At 59.0% G+C, this 14,307-nt stretch carries 17 protein-coding genes; all 17 read right to left on the reverse strand.

The window, feature by feature from the left end:
- Window positions 1-16: 16 nt before the first annotated feature.
- Window positions 17-3,007: a phage tail protein gene (locus tag HQ945_RS05280; protein WP_174207736.1), complete on the reverse strand. Its 2,991-nt coding sequence runs from the start codon at window positions 3,005-3,007 to the stop codon at window positions 17-19.
- Window positions 3,008-3,016: 9 nt separating this feature from the next.
- Window positions 3,017-3,454 carry a GNAT family N-acetyltransferase gene (locus tag HQ945_RS05285; RefSeq protein WP_174207737.1) on the reverse strand — a complete coding sequence of 146 codons (438 nt, stop codon included), beginning with the start codon at window positions 3,452-3,454 and terminating at the stop codon, window positions 3,017-3,019.
- A complete protein-coding gene (locus HQ945_RS05290; protein WP_174207738.1) occupies window positions 3,451-4,128 on the reverse strand; it encodes a hypothetical protein in 678 nt (225 codons plus the stop codon). Before HQ945_RS05290 ends, HQ945_RS05285 begins: the two co-directional genes overlap by 4 nt.
- On the reverse strand, window positions 4,128-4,760 hold the full coding sequence (locus HQ945_RS05295) for a hypothetical protein (protein ID WP_174207739.1): 633 nt from the start codon (window positions 4,758-4,760) through the stop codon (window positions 4,128-4,130). The genes HQ945_RS05290 and HQ945_RS05295 overlap by 1 nt, the downstream gene beginning before the upstream one ends.
- A 2-nt stretch (window positions 4,761-4,762) precedes the next feature.
- A complete protein-coding gene (locus HQ945_RS22680; protein WP_175584953.1) occupies window positions 4,763-6,751 on the reverse strand; it encodes a phage tail length tape measure family protein in 1,989 nt (662 codons plus the stop codon).
- Between the two features lie 26 nt (window positions 6,752-6,777).
- On the reverse strand, window positions 6,778-6,966 hold the full coding sequence (locus HQ945_RS05305) for a hypothetical protein (RefSeq protein ID WP_174207509.1): 189 nt from the start codon (window positions 6,964-6,966) through the stop codon (window positions 6,778-6,780).
- A 23-nt stretch (window positions 6,967-6,989) separates the two neighbouring features.
- Complete coding sequence (locus tag HQ945_RS05310; RefSeq protein ID WP_174207740.1) at window positions 6,990-7,334, reverse strand: gene transfer agent family protein; 345 nt, start codon at window positions 7,332-7,334, stop codon at window positions 6,990-6,992.
- Window positions 7,334-7,780, reverse strand: a complete 447-nt coding sequence (locus HQ945_RS05315; protein ID WP_174207741.1) for a phage tail tube protein — start codon at window positions 7,778-7,780, stop codon at window positions 7,334-7,336. Before HQ945_RS05315 ends, HQ945_RS05310 begins: the two co-directional genes overlap by 1 nt.
- Window positions 7,781-7,851: 71 nt before the next feature.
- Entirely contained in the window at window positions 7,852-8,055 is a 204-nt protein-coding gene (locus HQ945_RS05320; protein WP_207719699.1) for a hypothetical protein, read from the reverse strand.
- The gene (locus tag HQ945_RS05325) at window positions 8,052-8,468 is read right to left on the reverse strand and encodes a DUF3168 domain-containing protein (protein WP_174207742.1); all 417 of its coding nucleotides are present in this window, start codon (window positions 8,466-8,468) and stop codon (window positions 8,052-8,054) included. Before HQ945_RS05325 ends, HQ945_RS05320 begins: the two co-directional genes overlap by 4 nt.
- Window positions 8,465-8,875, reverse strand: coding sequence for an HK97-gp10 family putative phage morphogenesis protein (locus HQ945_RS05330; RefSeq protein WP_174207743.1), 411 nt, complete (start codon window positions 8,873-8,875; stop codon window positions 8,465-8,467). Before HQ945_RS05330 ends, HQ945_RS05325 begins: the two co-directional genes overlap by 4 nt.
- On the reverse strand, window positions 8,868-9,218 hold the full coding sequence (locus HQ945_RS05335) for a head-tail adaptor protein (RefSeq protein WP_174207744.1): 351 nt from the start codon (window positions 9,216-9,218) through the stop codon (window positions 8,868-8,870). Before HQ945_RS05335 ends, HQ945_RS05330 begins: the two co-directional genes overlap by 8 nt.
- 14 nt (window positions 9,219-9,232) lie before the next feature.
- The gene (locus tag HQ945_RS05340; RefSeq protein WP_174207745.1) at window positions 9,233-9,532 is read right to left on the reverse strand and encodes a head-tail connector protein; all 300 of its coding nucleotides are present in this window, start codon (window positions 9,530-9,532) and stop codon (window positions 9,233-9,235) included.
- Window positions 9,532-10,608, reverse strand: coding sequence for a collagen-like domain-containing protein (locus HQ945_RS05345; RefSeq protein WP_174207746.1), 1,077 nt, complete (start codon window positions 10,606-10,608; stop codon window positions 9,532-9,534). The genes HQ945_RS05340 and HQ945_RS05345 overlap by 1 nt, the downstream gene beginning before the upstream one ends.
- Window positions 10,608-11,960, reverse strand: a complete 1,353-nt coding sequence (locus HQ945_RS05350) for a phage portal protein (protein WP_174207747.1) — start codon at window positions 11,958-11,960, stop codon at window positions 10,608-10,610. Before HQ945_RS05350 ends, HQ945_RS05345 begins: the two co-directional genes overlap by 1 nt.
- Before the next feature lie 3 nt (window positions 11,961-11,963).
- Window positions 11,964-12,254: a hypothetical protein gene (locus HQ945_RS05355; protein ID WP_174207748.1), complete on the reverse strand. Its 291-nt coding sequence runs from the start codon at window positions 12,252-12,254 to the stop codon at window positions 11,964-11,966.
- 73 nt (window positions 12,255-12,327) lie between these two features.
- A complete protein-coding gene (locus tag HQ945_RS05360) occupies window positions 12,328-14,298 on the reverse strand; it encodes a phage major capsid protein (protein ID WP_174207749.1) in 1,971 nt (656 codons plus the stop codon).
- Window positions 14,299-14,307 lie beyond the last annotated feature (9 nt).

Below are 14,307 nucleotides of genomic sequence, written 5' to 3' on the forward strand. Positions count from 1 at the left end.
GGATTTCCCTTAAGGATTAACGCTTCCACCAGAGCGCGATCAGCGATCCGGTGAGACCTGTCGTGTTCATTGACCCAGAGAGTTGGAACGTGGCAGTGAATGAGTTCACGCCAGCCGCGTTCTGGCCGAAGAAGAATTCGGTCTCATCGATGTTGAGCGAATTGCCCGAATTGACGCTGAAGCTTTTGGAGTAGACCGTCGCTCCAGTGGTGTTGTTGACAACGGAGAATGTCGCCGACCGTGTCACCCCTGACGAGCCGGGATTGCTCACGCTCACGCTGTATTTGAACTGGAGCAGCGACCTGTTGGGGCTCGGCATGTCGGCCGTCAGGCTGAAGGGAGGCGCAGCAGGCCCGGCAGAGCCCGTCGACGTGACGGAATCAATGCCGAGGTTCGAGGTGCCGACGATGAGCGAGCCGATGATGGCCGAGCTGATGTCGACGGCGCCGAGCGTTGCTGAAAGTGCGGATAGCGACGTGGCCCGCACATCATCAAGGTAGAGCACACCTCCCGTAAACACGAACGGCCGCCGCTTGTTGGCTCCATTCACCATGTAGATGCGATCGGCAACCATGCCGATTTCGCTGAGACCGCCGGTCAAAGCACTGAGGAACAAGGCGGCTTGCGAGGTTGCTCCCGGCCCCGTTGCCGCAACGCTCAGGCCAATTGTGGCAAGTGCGCCCGCTTGAGTTGCCTCGACCGTCGACCGGAATAAGCCAGACGCAGAGAAATTCCCGACGGTTGCCGTCAGGGCGATGACCCGATTGGCTGTCGCGACCACCCCGGTGCCCGGATCGTTGACTGTTGTTGCCACGGCATCAACGGCGCTGGCCGTCGCCGCAAGGCCGGTCACCGGATCGTTGATCACCGCCTCGAGGTCTTCGACGCGGATTACCGCTGCTTTCGTCGCCGTGACTACAACAAGGACATCTTTTTTATATGAAGCGGTGACATTCCCGATCGATTCGCGAAGTTCTTTGCTTTCGCTGGCCGATCGAGCGCCGGTTTGGGCCGCCAGCAGGTTGAGGCGGTCAAGCTCGTCGCGGGCATAGTTGGTGCTCTCGGCGATCCACTCCAAATGCTGTTGCAAATTCTGCAATACCTCATCCACCATGCCCGGCAGGTAGATGTCGTCGGCTCCCAGCAGGATGTTTGGCGTTGTGACGTTGAGCCAGCCTGACCAAAGCGTTGTCCTAGGCGTTCCAGGAATATACCGCCCGCGAACGCCATAGATATTGTTGGGCAGCAAGCCGTGACTGATCTTGATGAACCCCACGCTCGGCTGATCCATTCTGCTTTGGTACTGAGTCTCAAGGGTCGCGGCGTTGCGCACCTCGAACTCGACGCCGATCACGTCGGCCTGGTCTCCGTCCCACGACAACAGGATTGCGGGCCTGCGCGGCGAGCCGTTGTTGTCGAGGATGACGGCTGGCTCCGCCGCCCAATCGACGATCGGCTGCGGTTGCGGCCGAACCGGGCCAACCGGGCCAAAGACCGGCGGCGTGTAATCGTGCTCCTGATCCCAATCGTAGTCGGACGGGTCGACCTCGGTGATATCAAGCATCACATCAAGGTTGGCGCGATCGGACACACCATCGACGCGAAACAGCTTGTCGACGTAGCCGTTGCGCTCGGAATTCCAGATGATCACATCGCCGGGCTCGAGCACCCAGGCTGCAGGGCCGAGTACCAGCGTGTGGCGCCGCGCCCGCCGCGCCTCGGCCAATGCCGATTTCATCAAGCGCTGCACCTGCGACGAGCGATAGACCATATCGAGTTGGATATCGGCCATCAGCCGGCGATTGCCGTCGAGCGCTTCGAATGCGGCGTTGTGGATTGCCGGCGCCGTCTTGGTGTTCCATCCCTCGGCCGGCTCGGGATAGGTCGCGTTTACGCCGTTGATCGTGTCGGCAAGGCCAAAGAATGGCGTAAAGTCCTGCTCCTCGGTCGATAGAATGTCCGAGTCCGTAAAGGCAAAGACCGCCGCATCGGGCTCGCCGACGTGGATTTTGTAAACGCCGCCGATTTCGGAAAGCTTGCCCTGGCAGCCGGTAAGCAATGCCTCGATCGCATCGGCGATCTGCGCGCCGACGTGGATTTCCCCGCCGGTGTAGTATTGCGGCTCGGGCCCGACAGGACCGGCAATCAATGCCCGGCATTTGTTGATCTGGGCGATCCAGTCCGCCGGCGGCAGGCGAGCAGCGCTGACACCCTGCAGGCCATAGAACCATTGCGATCCGTAGTTGAAGCCGCGCAAGAGGTTGTAAATCTGCACCGCCGGCAGATCGTCGCCGTCACCGCCCCATGTCGCCGGATTATCCCAGCGCTGCGCCCCGGCACCGCCCACCGAACTATCCCGCGAAGGATCGTAGAGACGCGCGCCCTGCACTTCGAACTTGAACTGAGGGAAGCCGGTGAAGAACTCCGGATCCACCTCGGCCGTAACCACCGCATAAGCAACGCCATAGCCAATGCGGCTCGATTGCCACGGATGCGACGAGGACGAGACCCGATTGACAAGCAGGCTATCGGCCGCGCTCTGCGTGCCGTCGTGGAAGCGTATCCACAGATGGTTATCGCTGCCCTTACGATATTCGGGTATCTGGAAACCCTTGTCGTCAGGATCGAGTGTGCCCGAGATCGTAACGGGCTCGCCATTCACCCACAGTTGGATGATGCCGTTGATCGGAATATCCGAAATGGCAATGACCTGCGTGAAATACTCGTTCGGCGTCTTGCCGCCATCGCCCCATGTGTTGGCATAGACGAGCGAACCGGCCGTGACCGTGTGGCCGAGAATGATCGAGCGGGCAACGTCGCCGCCTGACTGCAACTGGCCGTTGATGCTGAACTGAGGCTTTTCGGGCTTGCCGGCGATGGCCTTGGCAATGAGATTGAGGCCGATGCCAACGGCTGCCTTGAGCAGGATGGCACCAAGACCACCAGACAGAAATGTGCCGCCCAGCAGGCCGCCAATGGCGGTCGCCAAGCCTGTAAATACAGCCATTGATTTGCCCTAAGACGCGATCGGTTTCATGAAATGGCGCTCGGCGGCGATGTAACCGCGGCGCTCATAGAACTTTGCTGGCAGCGGATCGGAACCCAGCCCCACCATGTTGACGAAGGAACAGCCCTGCTCCTCGGCCCAAGCCTCATAGGCCGCCAGCATGTGCAGCGCGTCCCTGCCCCGATATTCCGGCTCGATCCACCAAATGACCTCGGTGGCCGCCCGAACCGGCGCGATCGGCAAGAAACCCACTTGAGCAGCGAGCACGCCCTGCACGCCGTCTCGGTCCAAGACGATGCAAATCTTTTCCGGAGCAGTGAGAAACTGATCGAAAAGGATCGAGGCATAGGGCGGGTTGAACGGGATCGGCAGGCCCGACGCCTCATGAAAATTCTTGGCGAGCAGGAGAACCCTGAACTTATCCGCCATCGTGGCGCGGCGTATCATGGGCCCCTCAAAACGACAGCGCTGGCAAGGCGGGATGATCCCGTCGTTGTGATCTTCCCCTGTTTTTGGCCCCACCAGTACTCGGTCTCGCCGACGGTCGTCACGTCCTGATAGAAGTTATCGGTCGCATTGCGCTTCTTCTGGCTATCGTTCGATCGCGTGTCGGGATTGCCGCGGGTCATTTCCTGCGTATGGCTGGCGCAAGTGAGGACGATGCTGCCAGCCTCGTTTTCCTTCGGCGTGTTGACCTCGACGAGATCGACGAACCCGACAAACCGGCAGAACGCCGGGACGAGCAACTGCCGCGAATCCACATCGAACAGCCCCCGGTAAATCTCGACGCCGGCCTGTTTCAGATCATAGCCGCGCACGATGTTCTCGACGCCGGGATCAAGTTGCGACATCGAGACAGTGACATTGCGCACCGCGATCGTCGTCCTCTCGGGAATGTCGCTGATCTGGATAAGCGAGCCCGAGCCCTCAAAATTGCGCGTGTTGGCAAGTCCGGTGTCGGGATTGACCACCTGCGCCTGAACATCGCCGACATCGGACCAAAAGCCATAATTGAAAGGTGCGCCGGTAACGAGCGCCCGCGCTTTAAGCCAGAGGAAGTCACGTGCGACGAGACGCCTTGCCTGCAACAGCGCCAGGTTGCCAGCCGAGATATTACGCATCAGCGGCTCTCCATAGCCTGAAAGGTGATCGAGCCGAACCCGTTCAACTCCGCAGTGCTCGTCAGTGTGCCAGGAATGAGCGTCATGAGGCAGCAGGGACGCGTGACCTTCACGGCATCATTGACGGCTGCCGCCGGCCACAAATGCGGGCGAATTTCGAACAATGGCGACAGACCGGCACCGCTCGCCGTGAAATCCTCGGCCACCTGATGCAGGCTGTTCGGGCCGATCTGAATGTAATCACCAACCTTTCCGGTGTATCCGGCCGGAAGGTTCTTAACGCGGATCGCCTTGCGGGTCGTCGCGATGGTATCGATCTGTGCGCCGGTAACATCGCCCATGCCTGCGCCGCCTGGATATCCGATCGGGTAGCAGCGGCTTTTTGGGAAGGCAAAGAACTGATTGAGACCGTTCTCGAGCACATTGAAACGTGCTTTCCAGTAGTCAAGAACGGGGCGCTGCAGCGGCTTGGATTGAGCCGTCATCTTCCACAATGGCGCGCCGAGGTCTTTGACAATAGTCTGACCACCAGCCGAACGGCTCTGCTCTTGGCGCCACATGAGGTCGAAGTCGAGCGTCCAGCCGGGAAAGTCGTGCAGGAAATCGCTCGAAAGCGGGAAGGTGATCGCCATAATCAGAGGTTCCGTGTTTTTTGAGCGCGGCGCACCGTGTCGACCACGCGGGCCGAGAATTCCTGCTGTTGCTTGGCGACAACCTGTTCAAGGCGGGCAACCGCATCGACCGATGCACCTCGAGCGTCGATCACCGGCGCGAACGTGAACGATCCGCTACCGCCTCGGCCCGAAAGTGCTTTCATCGATGGTGCGTTCGGGATGACCTGAGAACCCTTTGGAAGATTGACGATTTCTGGGCCACGTTCGCCGACGAGCGCGAGGCCGCCTGGCGCATTGTTCGTGCCCGAGGCAAAGCCAGGCAGGCGAAGGCCTGACCAAGGATCAGACGACCCGCCTCCAGATGATCCACCGCCGAACAGTGAGCCCAACAGGCCAAACCCGCCGCCTCCACCGCCACCGGTGCCGAAAAGCCCATCAAGGCCACTGTTGAGGAGCCGGTCGCCAATGCGTTTCAACGAGTCGGCCAAAGCATCGGCCGCGCTCTTGCCGTCCAAGAGGTCACTGATGAACCCGCCGAGGGCTTCCCGGCCGAGGTCGCGCAGTTCCTCCATGGCGCGCGCCGTCTCTGCGAGAGCCTGCTTCTCGGCATAGTTGCTCTCGATCAGTGCGGCGATCTGCATTTTCTGCTCTTCGGTCGCACCCTTCTCCGCGCGGCGCAGAGCAATCGCCTTCTCGCGCTCGACGCCAGTCAATCCCATGATCGACCGCTCGAACTGGAGATTTTCGATCAGCCTTTGGACCGATTCACTCTCGCGCTCGGCTTCCCGCGCTTCCTTTTCACGGGTTCGGTCCTCGGCTGCTTTCTTGGGCTTTGTCGGCTTTTCGGGCTCGATGCTCTCCAGATTTGGCTTTTGTGCCGGGGTCGGCATGTTCGAGGCCGCAATGCGGCGCTGGGCATCCCCAAACGCCTTACCCAGGCCGATACGTTCCTCGACCGTCTTCGCGTTCTTCAAGCCCTCGGTGTAGGCCTGCGTTGCCTTCTCCAACTCCGACAAGTTCGGGAGGGCAATCCCCGCGAGCGTTTTCAACGAGGCGGAGAGTTTATCGACACCGGCTGCCTGGCCGCTCGCAATATCGCCGAGCCCGTCGATGACGATCTTTGTCTGGCGGAGCGCCTGATCTGCCTTGAGGCCTTCATTCGACGCGGCGAGGAGAGCCTGCGCAAGGGTTTGCAAGGCCTTATTGGTGGGGTCCGTGGCTGCAAGTTCGGTAATTCTCTCGCGGAAACCGCGAATGTCCGGTTCGCCGTTGGCAATGGATTGGGTGAGGTTGGTAATTTCCTGCTGAAGCACTTTATATGCCTCAGTCGCGCGGAAGGCGCGGGCGCCGCCGAAGTCGTCAACGTTGACTGTTCCGGAAATGCTGTCTCGGAGCTTCGTCGCCTCGTCGCGTAGGGTCGCCAATTCGCTGGACAAACGGCCCTGAGCCATAAGCTGGAAAACAGTTGCGCTTTCTTTCGCGTAATTCTCGAGCCCTTCGACTGCCTCGCCGTAGGAGTCCTTGATGCTCCGGATGAATTCGGCGTGTTCCTTGAGGCTGGCGTCTAGGCTCTCTACCTCATCTTTCCCGCTGAAAACATACTGAACCAATGCTCCGCCAAGGCCGATCAGCGCAAACGAGGCAAGGGAAACCGGATTGAGCATCTGGGTGAAGGCGCCGCCAAGCGTTTTGACGGCGCCGATGAGCCCGCCGCCAGCGCCTTGGAGCGCCTGAGCGACTTGCGAGCCCTGTTGCACCATAATGGTAAAGGGAGAGGTGCCGGAAGCGAGGCCCTGAGCGATATCGTTCAACTGGAATGAAAGATTGCTCACGGCTGCGCGGGTCGCGCCGACAGAGACAACGGCGTTGTCATTTGCCTTCTTGAAAGAGCGCTCAATATCATTCGCGCCCTTCGATGCAGACTTGGCGACTGCCGCCATCTGCTTCTCGAACTTCGCCTGCGAGGCCTCAATGCGCACAAGCAATCGGTTGGCGGTCTCATCGGCCATCGCAATACCTATCGATTAATTGATGATCAAAACCCGACGATGCCCAACTCTGAGAGCCGATCATCGTCCATTACCGGCGGAGCCTCTTCCACGCCATTCGCCCGCTTGTATCCGTCGATGACTGCGCCGAATTCCCAGAGAGACATTTCGTCGATCTGCCGGGGCGAGAACCCGATCGCGGCACCTGCAGCATAGTAGCCTGACCATTTGGTCATTCCGTTCGGGAGCGGGTTCGGGTCTAACTCCCCTCGCCCGCCGGCTGCTCCCCCGGCGTGTCGTTTGCATCCCACATAAGAGAGTGCTCGAGGATAAGGGCTGCGGTGATCGCCAGCTTGTACGCGCTCGCAAGGTCTAGCGCCCGGTCGACGATCGATCGAGCTTCTTGCTCGGACATGCCGCCACCGACGAGACCGAGACGGATCGTCGATATTACATCGTCGATCTTCCATTGCGACGAGATGAGGCGCGTCATCGTGACGAAAGCGCCGGCGTTGGTCTTTTGCTCCAACGCCCGCAATTCGCCGATGTTCAGCATGAAGGTATGCTCACCTCCAGGCCAAACGATCTCTTTCCCCTGACGCATTAGGCAGCTTTAGCGGTTCGCGTCGGCACGCCATCGAACTGGATTTCGATTTCGGCCGTCACCTTCTGCCCACGCTCGCCCTGATTGTTGATCGATACGAGGTAGGCCGGGCCGGCTTCAATCTCGGTATCGCCAACGGCTGCCTTGATATTCTTGACGCGGACGTTCTTGGTCGCACCCGAATACCACCAGTCGAGTATCATTTCGTGGCTGGTCTGCGCCCAAACGCCCTGACCGGTCACAGTAACCTCCTGCGACTGGACCGCACGCTCGACCGCCGCCGGCAAAGCCTCGTTGTCGCAATCCGGAACCTCGGAAGTGCTCATATTGCTGGTTCGGTTGATTCCGCGCGCCGTCAACCCGCAGATTGCAGCATAGGTGCCTGGCGTCTCGGTTTCGACCTCGACAACAAACTCATGAAAGTTTTCAGTGATGGCGCGTGCCATTGGCTTTCTCCATAAAAAAGGCCGGTGTCACCACCAGCCGAGAAGGGCATCGCGCCCGGTTAGAATAAGGGCTATTCGCCCCGCTTGGCGCGCAGAGCGCGTTTCTCTTCCCGAGAAGGTGCAGGGACAATCTCGGCCCAGCCCTTCTCGACCGCATAGTCGATGAAGTCCTGCGGGCGCTCCTGCGGTTCTGGGGATGCCTTTGCATTGAACGAATAGACGCTGTTCGGCCGCGACCAGTTGCTTTCGCGCTTGAAAATTGCCCAGCCCATCATGCTACCTCCACCATAAGTTCGACAGAAACCACGCCATGGCTCGTCACGCCGTCCGGATCCCGAAAGACGCGCGCCAGCGGCACATTGATCTCGACGAGCGCATTTGCGCTGAGAGCCAGGTCGGCTCTATTGAGGATCGCCTTCACCGTGTCCACAATCCGCTTGCAGCCGATATAGCCTACCGTCCGCGACCAAACATCGATTTGAACGGTATGCGTCTCACCGTCGACACACTCGGCAAAGTCATCGGCGACATCGACCGGGCCGAACGAGATGAAAGCCTCTTTCGGTTTCGCAAAGCGCACCGTTTCCACCGGCGGGCTGTCATAGACGCCATTGACGAGCGCCATCAGACCGGCATCAGCCTTGAGCGTATCGAGGAGCAGCTTCTGGATTTCCTCGCTGATCGTCATTTGGTGCCACTCTTGATCGCTTTGTTGATTTCCCGCGTGATGCGCCGGCGAACGCGCGTCCGCAGCGCACGCCAGGACGGGAAGAAAAACGGATTCGCCTGCATTTTCACCGTCCCGAACTCCTGAAAGGCCGCATAGAACGCCTTATCATTGCCGGCATAGATGGTGATGACCGGATCACTGGTGTTCGGATCAGTCTGGGCGATCATGCGCGAACCCTTCGGCGGTTTGCCAAATGTCCACCCAATGCTGTCACGTAGATCGCCCTGGTCGACCGGAACGAGCGTTTTCATCATCGCGACGAGTTCGTCGGCGCCGGTTTCCATCGCGTCGATTGCCGCGCGACGGACACGATCAGGGATTTGCTTTGTCAACTCCGCTGTCATCGCGCTCACACCGTCAACCATCCGCGACACCGCTCTCGACGAGGAAGTCAATGAACTGGCGATCGAGGTTCGGCGTGATATCACGAATATTGAAGGTCTCACCGCTGCGAAGGTCACGGATACGGTAATCGGTGGTTACGCCCTTGGTCGCAGTCGAAGCCCTGACAGTGACGACTTGAATGTGCTTCCCCTCGAGCCTGGCCGCAATGACGGCCTCGCCGCCCCGCAAGTGCCGATAACCCGCCCTGCACTGGAATTTCTCAACCCATGTGCTCACCGTGTTGCCGAAACCGTCGTCGGCATCCTGGCGCTGATCGAACGCGACCTTGTAGAACAGATCACCTGAACTTGGCTTTCGCGCCATGCCGTAACCTCTCTTTAAGCGAGTGCGGGATCACGCAAATGATAGATTAGCGCCGTCACTGGGTAAGGCAGTGTCCCAAGGTCGAATGCTTTATCGGGGTCGCTATCGGTGTTCTGGTATAAATGCCCCACGAGCAGAATGGTGGCCACAACCATGGCATTCGGGACGGGGTCGGGAATATCTGACTTGATGTAGCCGGCAATGCGTTCGGAGGCTGCCTTGATGAGCAAGGTGAGCAGTGCGTCATCGTCGGTATTGTCCGCGTCGACGCGCAGTCCCTGCTTGACCTGTTCCAGCGTCGCGAGATCGGCCATTACCATTTACTCCCGTCCGGCCCAAGTTGAGTGAGGTCCCGGCCGTCCCGGCCATCCTTACCCTTTGGACCATCGCCGCCCTTTTCGCCCTGCTTGCCATCTCGGCCGCGTTTGGCTGCCAAGGTCCATGCCTTATTGACCTCCGGCTTGTCGGCCGTCTCTTCATCGCAGTGCCAAAGAGAACCTCCCCACGTCACCGTGTCGCCGCGAACATAGGTTTGCCCGTCCTTGTAAACGCCGCGATAGATCATCATCGGAACAGCAAACTTGAATTCCTTGACGAGGTCGCCCCGCATAAACTTGAAAGAAAAGCCGCGCTCGCCGTCGTGAACGACTTCCAGATCGTCAAAGCCAAGGCCGTCGGCGCCATCTTTACCGTTGGTACCGTCCTTGCCGTCCAAACCCTTTTCACCTGATTGACCGTCTTTCCCGACAACGGGACCAAGGTCGCGCGTGGTTCCATCGGTCAGGGTGACGACTAGGGCGCCGCAACGGTCTATGAGAGCGCCGGCAAGACCGACGCCATCTTTTCCATCGCGGCCGTCGGCACCTCGCTCGCCGTCATTACCGTTAAGTCCCGGAGCACCATCCTTACCATCGACGCCATCTCGGCCGGGCTGTCCGTCTTTGCCGGGCTCTCCTGGCGCACCGTCGACGCCGTCTTTGCCATTTATGCCCGGAGGGCCCTCTTTTCCATCGACCCCATCACGGCCGGGGTCGCCGTCCCTACCCGGTTCGCCCTGCGCGCCAGCGACACCGTCCTTGCCGTCTTTACCTGGGGCACCGTCCTTGCCGTCGACGCCGTCGCGGCCTTCTTTGCCCGGTTCGCCCGGCGCACCGTTGACGCCGTCTTTGCCATTCAGGCCCGGCGCACCGTCTTTGCCATCGACACCGTCACGACCATCTTTGCCGGGCGCGCCATCTGCGCCACGTTGGCCGTCAATGCCACGCTCGCCCTTCAGCGGTTCACGCTTCTCCAAAGCTTCAATTCGCGCTGAGAAGGTAAATATAGCCCTTTCGACATAGCCTTTGACGGTCGCAACAACCTCTTGGCCGAATGCTTTGCCATCAAACATTAGGCGAACCCCTTTATGATCTCTGCCATCGCCTTGGCGGCCTCGGTTTCGTTGTCGTTTTCTGGCGCTGGCGCTCCTGCCGGAGGGGGCTTGGCGAACGGGTCGCCTTCATCGCGCTTATTCAGCGCTTCGAGACTATAGTTTTGCTGCTGCATGTAGATCGTATCGCCACCCTTGACTGGCGGCTGATTCATCCTCTTGAGCGCAGCATTTGGCGTCATAATGGATCCGCCAACCGCCTCGGCCAGCGATTTAATCTGAGTTGCCGTATCCATCCGAAGCAGGTCATCGAGGTCGAACTCGGTACCAAGGGTTTTGCCTTCCTTGGTACGGTCGAGACCGAGCCCTTCATCTAGGCAAAGCTCAATGCTTTCGATGTGAATTTGAAGGCACTGCGCATAGTACTGCGCATCGAGCGCTTCCACATTGTTGTTGAGAGGGGCTGCGCCGACGCCAATCTTGTAAGCGGGCACACCGAACACCGAACAGACCGTCTCGGCCGACCACTTGAGCTGTTCGATCAACTGAGAATCGGTGGCTTTCATTGTCATGGCTTCGTATTTGAGGCCATCGCCTAGAACCGCAACCTTGCCGACATTCTTACCGCTGTAGTTTTGGTCCCAGTGATCTTTCAAACGCTTTGCAGTCTCGTCGCTGATCTCACCGGGAGCGACAAGAATGCCGCCCGGATTGGATCCGTTCCCGAAGAACTGGGCGCTGTTGCTCTGAATGCGGATGCCCTGAATAGCGGCAAGCCCGCAGGCATAGATGGGCGACGTACCGACGAGGGGATGATAGATCGTGTTCCAGCGATCGTGAATGATTTCAGACGCGGGAACCGTCACGTTGTTGGCGTGCTGCGCAGACAGATCGTCACGCATCAATTCGTAATAAACCGCGCCATCTTCGGCAACCAGAGGCTTCACGCGGCAGGGATCGAGCACATAAAGGGCAACAACAATCCCACGCAGGTCGCGTTCCTTGAGCACATATGTGTTGCCATGGATCAGCTTGGATTCCATCCACGATGTGTAGAACTGGATCCTGTTCTGAAAGCGGTTCGGCTTGCGCAGCACCGGTGAGAATGCTGGATTGTCCACCTCACCCCAGATGCCGTTCGCGTCCTTTTGAACGAGGCGCATGCGCATTTTGGCAATGTCGGATGATATAAGCGAGATGCAGCGAAACACCGTCGAATAGGTGAGGACGGTGTCGAGCTTAAGCTCAACGTTCTGCTGCCAGGCGCCGGTGAATGACTCTCGTACAATTCCCCACCAACCGCCTCGATTGTCGACAGGAGATAGCGATCCCGCTGCTTTCTGGCGGGTTATGGTGAGGCCAAGAATTCGCATGGATCAGGCCTTTGCCTGGGCTTTGGCGATCTTCTCGCGTAGTTTTTCGGCATTCCAGCCATTGAATGCAGCTTTGCCCGCAATAGCTTTGTACTCGGCGCGCAATACAGCGAGATCACCAACCGGTTCAGGCATAGGAATGGTGGGAACGGATGTGCAGGCCTCATCATCGACAAGCTTGGCCTTCTTGATCGCAATCAAGAGCCTGGCATCGCGTGGACCAGCTTCGAACTCCTCACCGGCCTGCAGGCGGCGAGTGGCGTAGGTCATGGACTTGGTGGCAATAAGCTTCATCTGAGGCCTCCATTCGAACAATGCGAAGAAAGGCCGAGCGAACCCGGCCTTTCGGTCTTCAATGGCTGGATAATCAGCCGCCGTAGTTGGCGCCTGTGATGTACTGAACAACATCGGCGCGGCGCTTGGCCCAGTTAATGAAGCGCTCGGCGCGAATGCCGACCATGTTGTGCTGCCACAGCGAAACCATAACAGTCGATGCCGTTACAGGGTTGGTCGGCGCGCTGTCCATTTCCAGCGAAGCTTCGCGGGAAACATCGAGCATTACCTGGCCGTCGTCGGCGAGAAGTATCTCGCTTGCCTTGGCAAGGATGATGCGCGAGCCAGCAGGAATTGCAGGCGGGCCCACAACTTCAGCCTGAGCGGGAATGTTCTCGGAAAGAACAACAGGAAGCCCGAAGAACGTGCCCCCGCTTGTACCGTTGATAGCAAGGCCCGGGAATTCCGGCTGACCGAGGGGATTTTGCATCAGTGCCAGACCAAGAGCCTGCGTTTCCGTCATGACAAAGACCGCACCGGCCAGGGACATGTTGGCTGCGAGGAACTTGGCAAACAACGCCTTGACGTCCGCACGAACCGCATCAGCATCGGTACCGCTGGCAACGACCGGAGTAACGCCATTGGTGATCGATGCCGGCGATACGCCAACCGACACCGCCTTTGCCGGATCAACGAAGTCCTTGTCCATTGTCTGAACGATCGTGTTGATCAGATCCTGGCGTACCAGCGCCTCAGCCGAAGGATTGGAGAAGCGAACCAGTTCATCGGTCAAAACGACGATACCGGCCAGCTTGGCGAAACCGAGAGTGATCTGGTCGAACGAGAGTTCGCTCACCGGCTTCGGCTTGCCTTCACCAACCCACTGGGCCGCAGCGCCGGCAGTCTGGCGGGGTATCTTGATGTTGAACGGCACACGACGAAGCCCTGGAATCCGGCCGATGATTGTCTGCGGACGCAGCAAGTCAACGAACTCGGAAGCCATGTTCTGGTATTCGACGAGCGGCTTGGCCCAATCAGCATCCGTCGTGGTGCCAGCGGCAACAGCAGCCTTCAGAACGGTTTCGACCTCAGGCGTATCGCCCCAAGCCTTGGCAACCTCGGCGGCCTGCATCAGGTTACCCTTACCGCGAGCCAAAGCGATGGCATATCGGGTGAATGCGGTGCCCTTTGGCAGGGCGGACTTGGCAACAGCCGGTACTGCACCGCCGCGAGCATCGGAACCAGACTGCAGGTCTTTAACTTCAACAGGCTTGGCCTTTGCCGCATTGGACTTTTCAAGGGCCGAAAGACGAACGAGGTGAGCGTCAATCGACTTCACTTCTGCCTCAAGGCCATCATATTCCTCGGTCTGCTCCGCATCGAGGGTCACACCCTCTTCTGCAGCGGCATTCATCAGTTCTTCCATGCGCGCCGACTTGGCTACGCGGGTCGCTTCAAACGAAGCGATCTGTTCGGCAATGGTTTTCATTGCTTTCCCTTTCTTCGGGTCTGGTGTGATGGTTTTGACTACTTTTCCCGAAGCGCCGGGCTTTACAGGTCGATCACTGTCCCTGGGCTCATTGCCGGTCGCGGCAAGCATGGGGGCGTCAATCGACTTGATCAGTGAAATGGTGGCATCGGCGTTGGCCGGAATCGTCACCAAGGAGAGTTCGTAAACCTCAGATTTGACAAAGCGGATACCGCCATCGTCGAGGAATGCGTATTCGATAGCGCGGAAGCCGATTGACACAGCTGCGACCAGACCGGCTTTGACAGACTGCCAAGCCTCGTCGACACGATCTTTCAGCGCGCCCAGCTCATCGATGGTCGGAAGCTCCGCCTCGAACGTGATGCCATCCTTGGTTGGCTTGTCGAACTTGACCAAGCCGACTGGCTTGTCAGACTTGTGTTGCCAAAGCAGAGGCATGGGGTTCTTGAAGGCAACGCCAAGGGGTTCAACGATGTCGCCGACCCGGTCTGGGCTGGGTGTCGTGGCAGTGCCGCGTATGACACGACGTTCTTCCTCGACCGCTTTCACGGTCAAGATTGAATAGGCACGGTTCATTTTGGGGTC

The sequence above is a fragment of the Phyllobacterium pellucidum genome (assembly GCF_013327855.1).
Classification (GTDB): domain Bacteria; phylum Pseudomonadota; class Alphaproteobacteria; order Rhizobiales; family Rhizobiaceae; genus Phyllobacterium; species Phyllobacterium pellucidum.